This is a genomic window from Stenotrophomonas sp. PS02301 (assembly GCF_029959485.1).
Lineage (GTDB): Bacteria > Pseudomonadota > Gammaproteobacteria > Xanthomonadales > Xanthomonadaceae > Stenotrophomonas > Stenotrophomonas maltophilia_Z.
Genome location: NZ_JASCOO010000037.1, coordinates 22909 through 37696, shown reverse-complemented (window position 1 = coordinate 37696; position 14788 = coordinate 22909). Strand labels below are relative to the sequence as shown.

At 66.3% G+C, this 14788-nt stretch carries 16 protein-coding genes; 8 read left to right on the top strand and 8 right to left on the bottom strand.

The features are described from left to right. The first annotated feature begins 239 nt into the window (after positions 1-239). Positions 240-2411: a M3 family metallopeptidase gene (locus tag QMX81_RS11075; protein WP_152152682.1), complete on the top strand. Its 2172-nt coding sequence runs from the start codon at positions 240-242 to the stop codon at positions 2409-2411. Between the two features lie 65 nt (positions 2412-2476). Here QMX81_RS11075 and cfa read toward each other — a convergent pair whose 3' ends face one another. The 3 genes from cfa to QMX81_RS11060 all read right to left on the bottom strand — a co-directional run bounded on the left by cfa (position 2477) and on the right by QMX81_RS11060 (position 4835). Next, complete coding sequence (gene cfa / locus QMX81_RS11070) at positions 2477-3595, bottom strand: cyclopropane fatty acyl phospholipid synthase (protein ID WP_282261417.1); 1119 nt, start codon at positions 3593-3595, stop codon at positions 2477-2479. Between the two features lie 14 nt (positions 3596-3609). Further along, the gene (locus QMX81_RS11065; protein WP_152152684.1) at positions 3610-4467 is read right to left on the bottom strand and encodes a DUF3298 and DUF4163 domain-containing protein; all 858 of its coding nucleotides are present in this window, start codon (positions 4465-4467) and stop codon (positions 3610-3612) included. A gap of 65 nt (positions 4468-4532) precedes the next feature. Continuing rightward, positions 4533-4835: a GNAT family N-acetyltransferase gene (locus tag QMX81_RS11060; protein ID WP_121041132.1), complete on the bottom strand. Its 303-nt coding sequence runs from the start codon at positions 4833-4835 to the stop codon at positions 4533-4535. A 212-nt stretch (positions 4836-5047) separates the two neighbouring features. Here QMX81_RS11060 and QMX81_RS11055 point away from each other — a divergent pair, with 212 nt between their 5' ends. Further along, positions 5048-5227 (top strand): hypothetical protein, encoded by a 180-nt coding sequence (locus QMX81_RS11055; RefSeq protein WP_121038054.1) that lies wholly within the window; start codon positions 5048-5050, stop codon positions 5225-5227. A gap of 110 nt (positions 5228-5337) precedes the next feature. Here QMX81_RS11055 and QMX81_RS11050 read toward each other — a convergent pair whose 3' ends face one another. Next, the gene (locus tag QMX81_RS11050; RefSeq protein WP_019182898.1) at positions 5338-5961 is read right to left on the bottom strand and encodes a rhomboid family intramembrane serine protease; all 624 of its coding nucleotides are present in this window, start codon (positions 5959-5961) and stop codon (positions 5338-5340) included. 7 nt (positions 5962-5968) lie between these two features. Further along, positions 5969-7531 carry an oligopeptide:H+ symporter gene (locus QMX81_RS11045; RefSeq protein ID WP_152152686.1) on the bottom strand — a complete coding sequence of 521 codons (1563 nt, stop codon included), beginning with the start codon at positions 7529-7531 and terminating at the stop codon, positions 5969-5971. 177 nt (positions 7532-7708) lie between these two features. Here QMX81_RS11045 and QMX81_RS11040 point away from each other — a divergent pair, with 177 nt between their 5' ends. Further along, a complete protein-coding gene (locus QMX81_RS11040; protein ID WP_121038060.1) occupies positions 7709-8557 on the top strand; it encodes an endonuclease/exonuclease/phosphatase family protein in 849 nt (282 codons plus the stop codon). Between the two features lie 81 nt (positions 8558-8638). Here the strand turns inward: QMX81_RS11040 and QMX81_RS11035 are convergent, their stop codons facing one another. Further along, positions 8639-9250, bottom strand: a complete 612-nt coding sequence (locus QMX81_RS11035; RefSeq protein ID WP_121038063.1) for a superoxide dismutase — start codon at positions 9248-9250, stop codon at positions 8639-8641. Between the two features lie 268 nt (positions 9251-9518). On the opposite strand from QMX81_RS11035, the gene QMX81_RS11030 reads away from it, so the two are divergent. Both QMX81_RS11030 and QMX81_RS11025 read left to right on the top strand, forming a co-directional pair. Continuing rightward, complete coding sequence (locus QMX81_RS11030; RefSeq protein WP_121038066.1) at positions 9519-9992, top strand: ribonuclease domain-containing protein; 474 nt, start codon at positions 9519-9521, stop codon at positions 9990-9992. Then, positions 9989-10438, top strand: a complete 450-nt coding sequence (locus QMX81_RS11025; RefSeq protein WP_121038069.1) for a barstar family protein — start codon at positions 9989-9991, stop codon at positions 10436-10438. The genes QMX81_RS11030 and QMX81_RS11025 overlap by 4 nt, the downstream gene beginning before the upstream one ends. Positions 10439-10543: 105 nt before the next feature. Here the strand turns inward: QMX81_RS11025 and QMX81_RS11020 are convergent, their stop codons facing one another. Then, positions 10544-12265, bottom strand: coding sequence for a hypothetical protein (locus tag QMX81_RS11020; protein ID WP_282261407.1), 1722 nt, complete (start codon positions 12263-12265; stop codon positions 10544-10546). 9 nt (positions 12266-12274) lie between these two features. Next, entirely contained in the window at positions 12275-12874 is a 600-nt protein-coding gene (locus tag QMX81_RS11015) for an NfuA family Fe-S biogenesis protein (RefSeq protein ID WP_121038075.1), read from the bottom strand. Positions 12875-12964: 90 nt separating this feature from the next. Between QMX81_RS11015 and QMX81_RS11010 the strand changes: the two genes are divergently transcribed. The 3 genes from QMX81_RS11010 to zupT all read left to right on the top strand — a co-directional run bounded on the left by QMX81_RS11010 (position 12965) and on the right by zupT (position 14725). Continuing rightward, positions 12965-13306, top strand: a complete 342-nt coding sequence (locus tag QMX81_RS11010) for a 4a-hydroxytetrahydrobiopterin dehydratase (protein WP_019182889.1) — start codon at positions 12965-12967, stop codon at positions 13304-13306. A gap of 4 nt (positions 13307-13310) precedes the next feature. Continuing rightward, positions 13311-13730 (top strand): energy transducer TonB, encoded by a 420-nt coding sequence (locus QMX81_RS11005; protein ID WP_121038078.1) that lies wholly within the window; start codon positions 13311-13313, stop codon positions 13728-13730. 185 nt (positions 13731-13915) lie between these two features. Further along, positions 13916-14725 (top strand): zinc transporter ZupT, encoded by an 810-nt coding sequence (gene zupT / locus QMX81_RS11000; protein ID WP_019182887.1) that lies wholly within the window; start codon positions 13916-13918, stop codon positions 14723-14725. Positions 14726-14788 lie beyond the last annotated feature (63 nt).

Here is a 14788-nt window from a genome sequence, read left to right as displayed (position 1 = left end):
GGGCCGTAGTGCGCCATGGATGGCGCACTACGAGCGTACATGGACGTATTCACAGCGTGCCCCGCCGGCCCCCACCCGCCCCGCGCCTCGCAGCAGCCCATCGCCGCTGTTGCTGTTGCTGTGACCGCGCCCTTTCGCAATGCCCCGGCCGTGGTCCGGCCAAAACATGCCTTTCGACACAAGCCCCTCCGCAACGGCTCGGGTTACCCTCAAAGACTTGTCTGACCGGAGAATTCCCCTTGACCACCCGTCTTGCCCTCGCCGTCGCCGTGACCCTCGGCCTTGCCCTGCCCGCCTATTCCGCCACCGCCGCCACCCCGGCCGCGACCACCGCCCAGCAGGCCAACCCGTTCTTCGCCGACAGCCCGCTGCCGCTGCACTTCCCGCAGTTCGACAAGATCAAGGACAGCGACTTCGCGCCCGCCTTCGACGCCGGCATGGCCCAGCAACTGAAGGAAGTCGACGCGATCGCCAACAACAAGGCCAAGCCGACCTTCGACAACACCATCATCGCCCTGGAAAAGAGCGGTGACACCCTGGATCGCGCCACCACCGTCTTCTTCAGCCTCGTCGGCGCCGACACCAACGACGCACGCAAGAAGCTGCAGGCCGATTACTCCGCCCGCTTCGCCGCGCACAGCGACGCCATCGCGCTGAACGGCAAGCTGTTCGCCCGCATCCAGAGTCTGTACGACGGTCGCGCCGCGCTCGGCCTCGACGCCGAAGGCGTGCGCCTGGTCGAGAAGTACTACGAGAGCTACGTCCGCGCCGGCGCCAAGCTGTCCGAAGCCGACAAGACCAAGCTCAAGGAAATGAACGCCGAACTGGCCAACCTGGGCACCACGTTCAGCCAGAACGTGCTGGCCGAAGTGAACGCCTCGGCGATCACCGTTGATGACGTCAAGGAGCTGGCCGGTCTCTCGCAGGAGCAGATCTCCGCCGCTGCCGAAGCCGCCAAGGCCCGTGGCCAGGACGGCAAGTACGTCATCACCCTGCTCAACACCACCGGCCAGCCGCCGCTGACCAACCTGGCCAACCGCGCGCTGCGCCAGAAGATCTACGAAGCCTCCATCACCCGCGGCAGCCGCGGCGGCGAGTACGACAACACCGCCCTGGTCTCGCGCATCATGCAGCTGCGTGCCGACAAGGCCAAGCTGATGGGCTTTGCGAACTTCGCCGCCTACAACCTCACCAACCAGACCGCCAAGACCCCCGAAGCCGTCAACGCCATGCTCGGCCAGCTCGCCCCGGCCGCCGTCGCCAACGCCAAGCGCGAAGCCGCCGACCTGCAGGCCATGATCGACAAGGAACAGAAGGCCGCCGGCAAGCCCACCTTCAAGCTCGAAGCATGGGACTGGGCGTTCTACAGCGAGAAGGTCCGCCAGGCCAAGTACAACTTCGACGAATCCCAGCTCAAGCCGTACTTCGAAATGAAGAACGTGCTCGAAAACGGCGTCTTCCACGCCGCCCAGCTCGAATTCGGCCTGACCTTCAAGCAGCGCACCGACCTGCCGGTCTACCACGAAGACGTCACCGTCTACGACGTGTTCGATGCCGACGGCAGCCAGCTGGCGATCTTCATCTTCGACCCGTACGCACGCGCCTCCAAGCGCGGCGGTGCATGGATGAACTCGTATGTCTCGCAGTCCGAGCTGACCGGCTTCAAGCCGGTGGTCGCCAACCACCTCAACATCCCCAAGCCGCCGGCCGGCAAGCCGACCCTGCTGACCTGGGATGAAGTGACCACCACCTTCCACGAATTCGGCCATGCCCTGCACGGCATGTTCTCGAACGTGAAGTACCCCTATTTCTCGGGCACCTCGGTGCCGCGCGACTTCGTCGAGTTCCCCTCGCAGGTCAACGAGATGTGGGCCGATGATCCGGTCATCCTGAAGAACTACGCCAAGCATTACCAGAACGGCACGGCCATGCCGCAGGCCCTGCTCGACAAGGTCGTCGCTGCCGCCAAGTTCAACCAGGGCTTCGCCACCACCGAATACCTCGGTGCGGCCATGCTCGACCAGCGCTGGCACCAGATCGGCCCGGACCAGGTGCCGGCTGCCAAGGACGTGATGAAGTTCGAAGCCGAGGCCCTGGCCAAGGACGGCATCTTCTACGCGCCGGTCCCGCCGCGTTACAAGACCCCGTACTTCAGCCACATCATGGGCGGCTACTCGGCCGGCTACTACGCCTACATCTGGTCCGAAGTGCTCGATGCCAACACCCAGAAGTGGTTCCGCGAAAACGGTGGCCTGAGCCGCAAGAACGGCGACCACTTCCGCCAGACCCTGCTCTCCAAGGGCGGCAGCGTGGATGCGATGGAGCTGTTCCAGAACTTCGCCGGGCACGCCCCGCAGATCGAGCCGCTGCTCGAAAAGCGCGGCCTGACCTCGGGTGACAGCAAGAAGTAAGCGTCCGCTTCAACGACGTGCAGTACAAAAAACGCCCGGCACTACCGGGCGTTTTTTTGTTGCCCTCACCGCGGCGCCACATAGCCCCCCGGCACGCCGTTCGGCGACAACACCAACTGCCACAACTGCGCATGCCGGCAGCGGAAACTCGCCATCGAGCCGGCCAGATAGAACCGCCACATCCGGCGGAAGCGTTCGTCATAGCGCTGCGCATCCAGCCGTGGCCACGCCGCCTCGATATTGGCCCGCCACGCCTGCAGCGTCCGGTCGTAATCGGTGCCGAAGTTGTGCCAATCCTCCAACACGAACAGCCCCTCGAACGCCTCCGTCACCTGCGCCGCCGAGGGCAGCATCGAATTCGGGAAAATGTACTTGGCGATCCACGGATCGGTACGATGCCGCGACAGATTGCTGCCGATCGAATGCAGCAGGAACAATCCCTCCGGCCGCAGGCAGCGCCGCGCCATCTCGAAGTAGCCGCGATAGTTCTTGTCGCCTACGTGCTCGAACATGCCCACTGACAGGATCGCGTCGAAGGACTCGTCCACCGCGTGATAGTCCTGCAGCCGGATCTCGATCGGCAGCCCCGCGCACAACTGGCGCGCATACTCCGCCTGTTCCAGCGAGATCGTCACGCCCACCCCGGACACGCCGTAACGCTCGGCCGCGAATTTCAGCGCCTCGCCCCACCCGCAGCCGATATCCAGAATGCGCTGGCCAGCGCGCAGCCCCAGCTTGCGGCAGATCAGATCGAGCTTGGCCTCCTGGGCGGCATCCAGATCCGTTGCCTGGCGCCAGTAGCCACAGCTGTAGACCAGGCGTTGGCCGAGCATCGCCTCGTACAGATCGTTGCCCAGATCGTAATGGCGCCGGCCGACCTCGAAACTGCCGGCCCCGGCCTGCAGGTTGAACACCCTCGCCTTGAGCGCATCGGCCAGATCGCGCCAGCCGTGCACGCGCTCGTCCAGATGCGCCTGCATCAGATGAAAGAGGACGTCATCCAGCGCGCGGGCATCCCACTGCCCGTCCATGTAACTCTCGCCCAGGCCCAGCGAGCCGTGGGCCATGACCCGCGCGTAGAAGCGCGGGTCGTGCACCGTGATGTCCTGCGGTTGGTCACCTTCCACGGTGATCCCCGCCTCATGCAGCAACCCTGTGACCCGTCGTTGCAGCCCAGCGTCCACATCGCCTCCGTCGATCAGCCCCGGGCGAACAACCCTGCGACATCCTGACCCACGTGCGGCACCAGCACGGCGGCCGGGACGTCCACGGTCTGCGTGCCGTCCGAGTACGGCCCTACCTGGTAGGGCGGGAACACGAAGCGTATCGCAGAGATGCGCCCGTCGGAACCGGTCAGCGGCTGGAACTGGCTGAAGTTGTCGGCACTTGGCCCGGTGCCGTCGGCGATCATCCGGCTGGCATTGCGCAGCGATTCCTGCATCTGTGCCGGCTCCATTTCATCGCCGCTCAACCGGGTCGCCACGCGCTCGCGCAGCTGGTCGGCCACGTAATCGCTGATCGCTTTCCAGCCCTTGGCATCGGCCACCAGCTTGTCGGCGGTCAGCATCTGCTGCTGCTCCGGCAGCCACACAAAGCGCGCCACCAGCGGCTCACCGTGCGCACCGCCGGTATAGCGGCTGCCATCGGCGGTCACCACCACCAGCTGCGGCGTTTCCAGCACCTTCTCGAAGGTCAGCGAAAGCTCGTAGGGCATGGTCGGCTTGTCGTTGCCCAGCCCGTCCAGCGCCTGCTGCAGCTCTGCCCGCGCACTGTCGGCATAGCCGCCCAGCGCCTTGGCCAAGCCCGGATACCGGGCGATGTCCGGCGGGTAGGTGATCCCGACCACGGCCTGCGGCGAGGTTTCGATCACATCGCGCAGCTCGACCGGTGCGTCGGGCGCCACCGCGGGCGCGACAGGTTCGGCAGCCGTGTCGACCGGCGCCGCCGGTGCTTGTGTGTCGCCGTCGTGCTTGTTGCAGCCTGCCAGCACCACCACGCCCATGGCCATGGCCAACGCGCTGGCGCGCAGCGCGCGACGGTTTCCTGCGATGTTCATCCTGAAATCCCCTTGTTGTAACCCACCATCATGATCGGCCATCCCTGAAGCATGACCCGCTGTCGTCATCGGACCAGCAGGTCGTCGTACTCCTCGTGCCGCTGCAGGAACGCCTCGGCGTAAGCGCAGGCCGGCACCACCTTGAATTTCTGTTCGCGCGCATAGCGCAGCGCCACCTTGGTCAACTCACCCGCCACGCCACGGCCGGCGATCGGCTCCGGCACCTCGGTATGGGTGATGATCATCCGCTTGCGCTTGATCTGGTAATCCAGCAGCGCCAGATGCCCTTTGACCCGGGCCTGGAAGCGGTGATTGGCCAGATCGTGCTCCACCTCGTAAGCCAGTCCGGGCGGCGTGACCGAAGCCATGAGCGGTGTCTCCTGCGGCGACTGCAGCGATAGTGCGCAGCCGGCCGCCATGATCGCGTGAAGCCTGAACAGGGGCAAGCAGCGACGTGCTGCGTCACATCCCGCCCTAAAGCCCGGCGCCCTCCGGCCGATACTGGAGTCGGACAGGGCGTGAAAGCTGGCATGGCTTTTGCGAAGACCTGCCTGTACGCACCCGCTTTCCGGAGGTCCGCATGGACAACACCGCACCTGCCCCCGCCCCCCACGGCGACGCCGATACCTCCCTGCTGGAAGGCTTGTTCCAGTTGGCCGTGAACGGCCAGACCCAGGGTTGGGAATTCGACCAGATCGACAACGAGGTCTATTCCCGCCTGCTCAGCACCTATGGCGTAGACGGAAAGAAGGCTGCCTGACGGCTGAGACGCTCACGCCTGACGGTTACCGGGCTCACGACCAACGGTCGTGAGCTACCCGCGCCAGGTACCACGTTGCAGGTACCGACCGTTGGTCGGTAGGCCCCGACTCAACCGCCGAGGCGGAAGGTCGGGTTGCTCAGCTCACGCAGGAAGTGGCTGAAGATGCTCGGCTGCATGGCCAGCATGAACAGCACACCGAAGGCCGCACCGGCCAGATGCGCGCTGTGGTTGATGCGATCGCCGCCGCGGCGGTCCATCCAGATGCTGTAGCCCACGTAGAACACCGCATAGATGATCGCCGGGGCCGGAATGAACAGCACCAGGATGATCGACCACGGCTTGATCAGGATGAAGGCGAACAACACCGCCGACACCGCGCCCGATGCCCCCAGGCTGAGGTAGTTGGGGTTCTTCTGGTTCTTCAGATAGCTCGGCAGGATCGACACCAGCAATGCACCCAGATAGAACGCCGGATAGGTCAGGTAGCTGCCGCTCAACTGCAGCATCACCTGTTCGATGAAGCCGCCGAAGAAGAACAGCGTGATCATGTTGAACGCCAGGTGCGACAGATCGGCGTGGATGAACCCGTACGTGATCAGGCGATCGTACTGACGGTTGCGGTCCACCGCCGGCGGCCACAGGATCAGGCGGTCGGCGAGCGCACGGTTCTTGAACGCCATCCACGACACGATGACGGTGATGGCGATCAGCAGCAGGTTGACTGGGGTCATGTCAGGCTCAGGCGGTGCGGTAGTTGTCGACCATACGATAGCGCTTGGCATACCAACCGAAGGCCAACGCCGCCAGGAACGCAAAGCCGGCGAAGAAGAACATCAGGAACGCCGCCTCGCTCAAGCCGGTACTGGCGATCTGGTGGGTCACCGTATCGTTGCGCACCGCCGCGTTGGACAGCAGCACCCACAGGTTGCCGATGGTGGTGGTCAGGTTCCAGAAGCTCATCACCACGCCCTTCATCGCCTGCGGCGCCTGGCTGTAGGCGAACTCCAGGCCGGTGGCCGAGACCAGCACCTCACCGAAGGTGAGCAGCGCGTAGGGCAGCATCTGCCAGAAGATGGACATGACGTTGCCGCCATCCATCATCACCTGGATGCCACCAACCACGATCCAGGCCAGGCCGCTGAAGGCGATACCGGCGGTCATCCGGCGCAGCGCGGTCGGCTCGAAGCCGAAGCGGCGCAGCATCGGGTACAGCACCAGGTTGTTGAACGGGATCAGGATCATCACCAGCAGCGGGTTCAGCGCCTGCATCTGCGAGGCGGTGAACCAGCTCGGCATGGCCATCTGCTGGCCCTGCAACACCCAGGTCGAGGCCTTCTGGTCGAACAGCGAGAAGAACGGCGTGGTCAGCGCGAAGATCACCAGCACGCGCAGCACCGAGCGCACACCTTCCACGGCCTCGGCCGGATGCACTGCACGGGCGCGGTCCAGCTGGATCCAGGTGCCGCCACCGATACCGGCCAGCAGCAGGACCAGCGCGATGCACAGGCAGATCACGATGCCCAGGCTGCCCACCAGCCCCATCGAGGCCACCGCCAGCACCGCACCGAGGATCGCCAGCGTACGCCCCGGACGGCCCTTGCCCGGCACCTGCGCCGACAGCGCGGTGCGCACCACGTTGCCGAACGAATGCGGGTCCTTCGGCGGCAGCGGCACCAGCACATAGCGCTTGCGGCCCATCCAGAACACGAAGGTGGCCACGAACATCAGGATGCCCGGGATGCCGAAGGCCCACGACGGGCCCAGGTTCTTCAGTGCCAGCGGGATCAGCAGCGAGGCGAACAGCGAGCCGAAGTTGATGATCCAGTAGAAGGCATCGAACACGAGCTTGGCCAGATGCTTGTTGCTCTGGTCGAACTGATCACCCATGAACGAGGCCACCAGCGGCTTGATGCCACCGGCGCCCAGCGCGATCAGGCCCAGGCCGACGAAGAAGCCCTGGCGGCTGTCCTCGAAGATGGCCAGGCAGGCGTGGCCGGCGCAGTAAATGAGGCTGAACCACAGGATGGTGTGGTACTTGCCGAAAAACTTGTCGGCCAGCCAGCCACCAAGCAGCGGGAAGAAATACACGCCGATCATGAAGCTGTGCATGATGTCCTTGGCCTCGCCGGCACGGCCATCGGCGGTGATCTCCTGCAGCAGCAGCGAGGTGATCAGGAACTGCACCAGGATGTTGCGCATCCCATAGAAGCTGAAGCGTTCGCAGGCCTCATTGCCGATGATGTAGGGAATCTGGCGCGGCATCTTTCCTTTGCCTGCGCTGGCGGCTGCGATATTGCTCATCCTGTGGGGCTGTCCTGCAAACACGAAAGGACCAAGATTACCGGAAGCCCCTACCCCAGCGCACGCTGCACAGCTGCATGACAGGCGGCGCCGGACATGGCAGGCAGGCCGAAAACGGCCGCGCGGGATGGAACCCATGTCACGGATCGTCGACGGCGGAAGCGTAAACTTATCGTTATGCGCACGCACATCACTGGTGGGACCCGACGTTGGACAGGCTGGATCCTGCTGCTGTTGCTGGCGGCCCCCGCCGCAGGCGCGCACGCACGCCAGGCCGAGGATGCCCTGCCCTCGCTGAAGATCGCCACGCTGGAACTGCCGACGCAGGACGATGCGCAGTGGCAGCAACGGCGGGACCAGGTGCTGCAGCTGCTCGAATCCATGCAGCCGGACGTGATCGCGGTGCAGCGCGTGCTGCAGACCCAGGGGCGTAACCCGGCCTGCTGGCTGGCCAGCCGTCTGCGCTACAGCTGCGATTTCGTCACCGCCGATCCGCCCAGCCAGCCGTTGCGCCATGGCAGCGCGATGCTGACCCGGTTGCCGGTCACCGACGACGCCGTCACCCTGCTGCACCCGCCCGGGCAGTTCAGCGCCGCCGGCATGGTGCGGATCAAGCTGCGCGAAGAGCTGATCAACATCTACGTGGCCCGGCTGCGGCCGGAGCCGGACGACGCGCAGATCCGCCGGCACCAGACCAGCGACCTGATGACCTGGATCGGCGCGACCGCCGAGGGCCTGCCCTCGCTGATCGCCGGCGATTTCTCCGCCGAGATCACCGAACTGGTGGGCAGCACGCCGGGCTTCCAGCCGGCCCGCAAGAACCCCGGCGAACGCGTGGATCCGCCCTCACTGGCCGGCGCGGCACGTGGGCACGGCCTGGACGTGCTGTTCCAGGTGAAGTATTTCGGCGGCATCCGCCAGGACAGCATCAAGCTGCCGGCCAGCGAAAGTGACCCCGCCACGATGCGTCTGGGCACCATGGCGACCCTGCGCCTGCAGACGCCGGAGAGCACCAGCGCGCCCTGACGTCGCAGGGCTCCCGGCGGCGCAACGAAGAACGGCCAGGCATCGCTGCCTGGCCGTTCTCGTTTCAGGTGACCCTGCCGATCAGGCAATGGCGTCCTGGTAACGACGCTCGACTTCATTCCAGTCGACGACGTTGAAGAACGCGCCGATGTATTCCGGGCGACGGTTCTGGTACTTCAGGTAGTACGCGTGCTCCCACACGTCCAGGGCCAGGATCGGCGTGTTGCCGTCCATCAGCGGGCTGTCCTGGTTGGCGCTGCTTTCCACCACGACCTTCTTGTCCGGGGTGACGCTCAGCCAGGCCCAGCCGCTGCCGAAGCGGGTCAGTGCGGCCTTGGTGAAGGCTTCCTTGAACTTCTCCAGGCCGCCCAGCTGCGAATCGATGGCCTTGGCCACGTCGCCCACCGGTGCACCGCCGCCGTTGGGCGACATCACGGTCCAGAACAGGGTGTGGTTGGCATGGCCGCCGCCGTTGTTGCGCACGACGCCCTGCAGGTTTTCCGGAAGCGACTTGGTCTTCTTGACCAGTTCTTCCACCGGCAGATCGGCGAACTCGGTGCCTTCCAGCGCGGCGTTGACGTTGTTGATGTACGTCTGGTGATGCTTGGTGTGGTGGATTTCCATCGTCGCTGCGTCGATATGCGGCTCGAGCGCGTCGTAGGCGTAGGACAGCTTGGGGAGGGTATAGGCCATGTGGTTCTCCTGGTAGCTCACTCACCCGGCAAAGACCGGGCGTTGCGGAGTCGATGATGGGGATGGCCGATAAGCTTACCAAGGGCCATGTAAAGGAAACTTCGTCCTGTGCGGTCGGCCGCGTGTCCGGATCGTGACGCGACAGTGACGGTGCACGCCGGGCGAGGTGGGCTCCCTCGCAGCGCAGCACGCCTGTTCGGCTGGGCCTCACCGTGCGGGGCGATGATCGCAGTAGAGTAGTCGCCTCGCCCATCGCCCTTGGCCCCTCATGCGCAAGCCACTGCTGTTGTTGATCGCCATCGTGCTGCTGGTGGGCGGCCTGGCCGCCATCAAGCTGGCCCAACGCCCGCCCGCTCCGCAGTTCGCGCCATCGCTGACGCAACCGGATGCCGCGCCGCCCGCCAGTGCCGCGACGTCATCACCGGCATCGGCCAAGGCAGCGCGCGATCCCCTGCCCCCGTTCCTGCCCGCCGAGGCGCGCGACACCATCGCACTGATCCAGCGCGGCGGCCCGTACCCGCACCGGCAGGACGGCAGCATTTTCAGCAACCGCGAACAGCGCCTGCCGCAGCGGCCGCGCGGCTATTACCACGAATACACGGTGGACACGCCCGGCGCCGGCAATCGCGGTGCGCGGCGCATCGTCACCGGCGGCACACCCCCTACTGGCTGGTTCTACACCGATGATCACTATGAAACGTTCCGCAGTTTCGACGTTCCACCTGCCGGGAGCTGGCAATGACGCATGACGGATTCGAGTTGGGCCTGCACGACATCAACAATGCCGGCATCTATGCGATCGGCAACGATGATGTCGCCCCCTTGTCGGCCGCGATGCGCGATGCCGGCCTGCGCGTGATCCAGATCGATCTGGACGGCTGCCACGACAAACGCACGCTGCTGATGCGCCTGGCCGCACGCTTGGATTTTCCAACCGGCTTCGGCGGCAACTGGGATGCGCTGACCGATAACCTGCGCGACCTGGCCTGGCTGCCGGCGAACGGCTATGCGCTGTTCTTCAGCGACGCCGATGCCCTGCGCAGCGATGCCGGTGCCGATTTCGACACGCTGCTGGATGTGCTCGACGAAGCCAGCCGCTACTGGAGCGACAGCAACGTGCCGTTCTGGGCGTTCGTGGCACTGCGCGATGCAGACGTGGAACTGGACGAGGACGCCGCGACGCCGTAACCCCCTCTCCGGGCAGAGCCACGCCATGCTTTGCTGTGACGCCCCTGATGCCTGACCCCAGGGCAGCCACCCCTGGGGTGGCTCTACTGCCGATGAGGCACAGCCTCATCGGCTGCCGTTGTCTTCCTGCAGTTCTTTCTTGAACGGGATGTCCGGCGGCGGGCGTGCGATGGCCGGCTGGTCCTGCATGTTCGGATCGCTCAGGCCGCAGCCGCCACCGAACTGCAGCACGGAAATCACGCAGGAAATGGACGAACTCGTGCCTGGGATCGGAATCTCGACGGCCTTGATGCCCTTGCGTACCCACTCGGCCAGCAGCGATTCGTTGGGGGCCCAGTACTTGTCGAACGAGGTCGGCGTGTAGTCGTACGGCGGGCGCTTGAGCCATGTGCCGGACTGCGCGATGCGCTCCTTGCTCCAGCCGTCCTTATCGCCGCCCGGCGCGCCACGCTCGCTGTTTGCGCGCCCCTCCTGGCCAGGCACGCGCACGCTGCCATCGGCCTTGAACAGGCTGCCGGCATTGCCTTGGGTCGCACTCACGGCCCTGCCATTGAGGTCGGCATCCTGCGGATGATTGGCCGCACCCCAGTCGTCGGAACGGTTGGGCGTGGCCCAACTGCCCGGGGGCGCCTTGGAGGGGCTCGCCGGGGCGCGCGCTGCAGCGGACGCCGTGGACGCACTCGCAGCACTGCTGGCATTGCTCGCCGCCGCCGCCGCCGGTGATGGCGGTGCCGGGCGCGGGGCGGCGTTGGGCACCGCGCGCTCGCGCACGGCGACATCCGGCGTTCGACCGGACACAGCCACCTCGCGCGCGGGCAATGTGGCCACGCTCACCGCCGGCGCGCTCACCGGCCGGATCTCGCGTTCGCGCACCTGCACGTCACGTTGGGGCACGGTGGCCTCCACGCGCGGCCCGGGAATGGCCACGGTGGGTGTCGGCGCTTCGACCACGGTGACCTGCCGCTCCTGCACGCTCAGCTCGGGCGTGCGCACCTGCGGTTCGGCCGGGCGCGGCGCCGGTACGGTGGCACGCGGCGTCGGCGTCTCCACCGTGACCACGGTGCGCTCACGGACCGCAATGTCCTGCGGTTCGCGCGTCATCACACGTACTTCGGTGCGCGGGACGCTGGTCGGCGGCACCACGAAATCGGTGGTGGCCTCGGCCACCTCGGTCGCCTGGACGGGCTGCTCCACCGCGGGCGTCGCCGGCGCGGGTGGCGCCGGTTGCGGCTCGCTCGGTGGCGCCGGCGCTGCGGTCGGCTGTGGGGCCGATGCTGTCTGCGCATCGGCCTCGGCCTGCGCCATCGCCTGGGCATTGGCCATCGCCGCAGCGATCGCAGCTTCCGCCGTGGCCGGCTCGGCAGTGGCAGGTTGCGCGCCCTCTTCCTGCTGCGGCGCGCCGCGTCCAACGAACGCCACCTGCACACGCCCGCTCTCACCGCCTTGTTCCGGTTCGCTGGGCGGCCGGATCAAGGCGACCCACAGCAGCGCCAGGGCGAACAACAGATGCAACAACGCGCTGATCACCGCCGAGGTCCAGCGCATCCAGCGCTGGTCGCGCGGGGCCGGTTCCCAGCCCTGCCAGAGCAGCCGGCGCATCGCCTGCACGAAACTCAGCGCCGGCAGCCGCCCGCCGTGCCGTACCGGCTCACGCTGGGCCAGCTCGGCCAGCACTTCGCTGGCCCGGAACGGACGCGGCAACGGCGACAACGCACGCAGCCACAGGCCCCACCCATAGGGGAGGCCGGTGGTTTTTTCAAGAAAGCGCGTGTCCGGCTGGCGAGCCAGCAGCCACTCGAGGATGTCGTCAGCCCGGCGCAGTGGCACGCAGCGGGATCAGGCTGCCGTGCCGCGGGGAATGTACGGCGCGTCGCCACTGTCGTGGTCGGTCGCATCGCGCACCGCGGTGATGCCGGGCACCCGCCCCATCAGGGTCTTTTCAATGCCCTGCTTGAGCGTGACGTCGGCCATGCCGCAGCCCTGGCAGCCACCGCCGAAGCGCAGCAGCACCACGCCATCGGCCGAGACTTCCTGCACCGCGACCTTGCCGCCGTGCGAGGCCAGCTGCGGATTGACTTCATTCTCCACCACCCAGCGCACGCGCTCGACCAGCGAGGAGCCTTCGGTCGGCGCCTCGCCCTTGATCTTGGGGGCCTTGATGGTCAGCTGCTGGCTGCCGGTGGCATTGGTGACGAAGTCGATCTCGGCGCCATCGACCCAGGCCACACTGGCGGCGGCCACGTAAAGGGTGAAGCCATCGCAGTCCACCGCCCACTCATCACCCAGCAGTTCACTGGGATCAGCGAACTCCAGGCGGGCATCGGCGCGCGGGGTACCCGCATCGACGGCGGTCAGGCGCACACCCATGCCGGGCACGGCCTCACGTTCGATCAGCTTGCGGAAATAGGATTGGGCAGTGTCGGATATCTGGATCATCGGGCTATTCTAGCCAATCCCTTGTTATGCGCTCATTCGGTTTATACACCGGACCGCGCATTGTTCAGTCATCCAGATGTGGAGGAACCCATGGCCGACCTGATTCCGCTGGCGCAAGCGCACTGCGTGCCGCGCAAAGGCAGCGACCACAAGCTCGGCACCGCCCGGGTCACCGAGCTGCTGGCGCAGATTCCCGGCTGGGAGCTGGCCGAGGCCGGCCAGGCGCTGACCCGCACCTTCCGCTTCGACAACTACCACGGCACCATGGCCTTCGTGAACGCCTTGGCCTGGGTGGCCCATCGCGAGGACCACCACCCGGACCTGGGCGTGCATTACGACCGCGCCGTGGTGCGCTTCTCCACCCACGATGTGGGCGGCCTGAGCGAGAACGACTTCATCTGCGCGGCGAAAGCCTCGGCCCTGACGGAGTAAGCCCATGAAATTGCAGTACATCATGCTGTCCAGCCTTGCCCTGGCCGCCCTGGCCGGGTGCAACAAGACGCCCGCCGAACCGGCCGCCCCGGTCGCTGCGCCCACCGAGGTCGCCGCGGTCAAGACGCCCCCGCCGGAGTACCCGATCGAACTGGCCTGCCAGGGGATCGGCGGCACCAGCACCTTCAAGGTGACCATCGCCGCCGATGGCCAGCCCAGCCAGGTCCAGCTCGCCAGCGGCAGCGGCAATGCCCAGCTCGACGAGCAGGCACAGAAGGCCGTACAGGCCTGGCAGTTCAAGGCGGCCACCCGCGCAGGGCAGGCGGTCTCGACCACGATCCAGGTGCCGGTCAGCTTCAACCCGCCGCAGCCCAAGCCCGACCAGTGCTTCGCGGTCGAAGAACGGCTGCGCCGCGGCGGCTGATCGTCGCGTTGTATTGAGGTCAGCCGCCGCAAACCGCGCATCATGGATCGTCAAGGCGCCCGTCGGATCAACGCGTCGCCACGCGCCCGGTGAACACCGCCCCCACGCAGCACCGCATTTGAGCGGTCCGGTGCGGAGGTTGGGATCGCATGGCGCACTTTTCTCGTACAAGGACGCGTTGGCGGATGCCTGATATTTCCAGTGAAAACGTATGGATCGCCCTGGCGGTCACCCTGGCCGCCGGCCTGGCCACCGCGCTGGGCAGCCTGATGGTGCTGTTCTCGCGCCGGCCCAACCCGCGCCTGCTGGCGTTCGGGCTGGCCTTTGCCGGTGGCGCGATGGTTTTCGTCTCGCTGACCGAGATCCTCAACAAGGCGATCGACTCGTTCACCCAGGCCTATGACGCCCGGCTGGGCTTCGCCTACGGCACCGCGGCCTTCCTGGTCGGCGTGCTGCTGATCGTGGTGATCGACCACCTGATCCCGAACCCGCACGAGAGTCTGGACAAGCAGGACCCGCTGTTCCGCGACAACAACAAGGCCTACATCAAGCGGGTCGGCCTGCTGACGGCGGTGGCGATCACCGCGCATAACTTCCCCGAGGGGCTGGCAACGTTCTTCGCCACGCTGGAAAGCCCGTCGGTGGGCATGCCACTGGCCTTCGCCATCGCCATCCACAACATCCCCGAGGGCATCGCGATCGCGGTCCCGGTGTATTTCGCCACGCAGAACAAGTTCTACGCGTTCGGCGCCAGCCTGCTGTCCGGGTTGGCGGAGCCGATCGGCGCGGCGATCGGGTATGTGGCCCTGTCGGGGGTCCTCAACCACGCCACCTTCGGCTGGGTGTTCGGCATCATTTCCGGGGTGATGGTGTTCCTGGCCCTGGATGAACTGCTGCCGGCGGCCAAGCGCTACGCCAAGGGCCACGAGACCGTGTACGGCCTGGTGGCCGGCATGGGCAGCCTGGCGATCAGCCTGGTGTTGTTCAAATGGTGACGGTGCAGAGCCGGCCAGCGGCCGGCACTACCCTCCGTTCGGCACGGCGTTATCTGCCGGCGC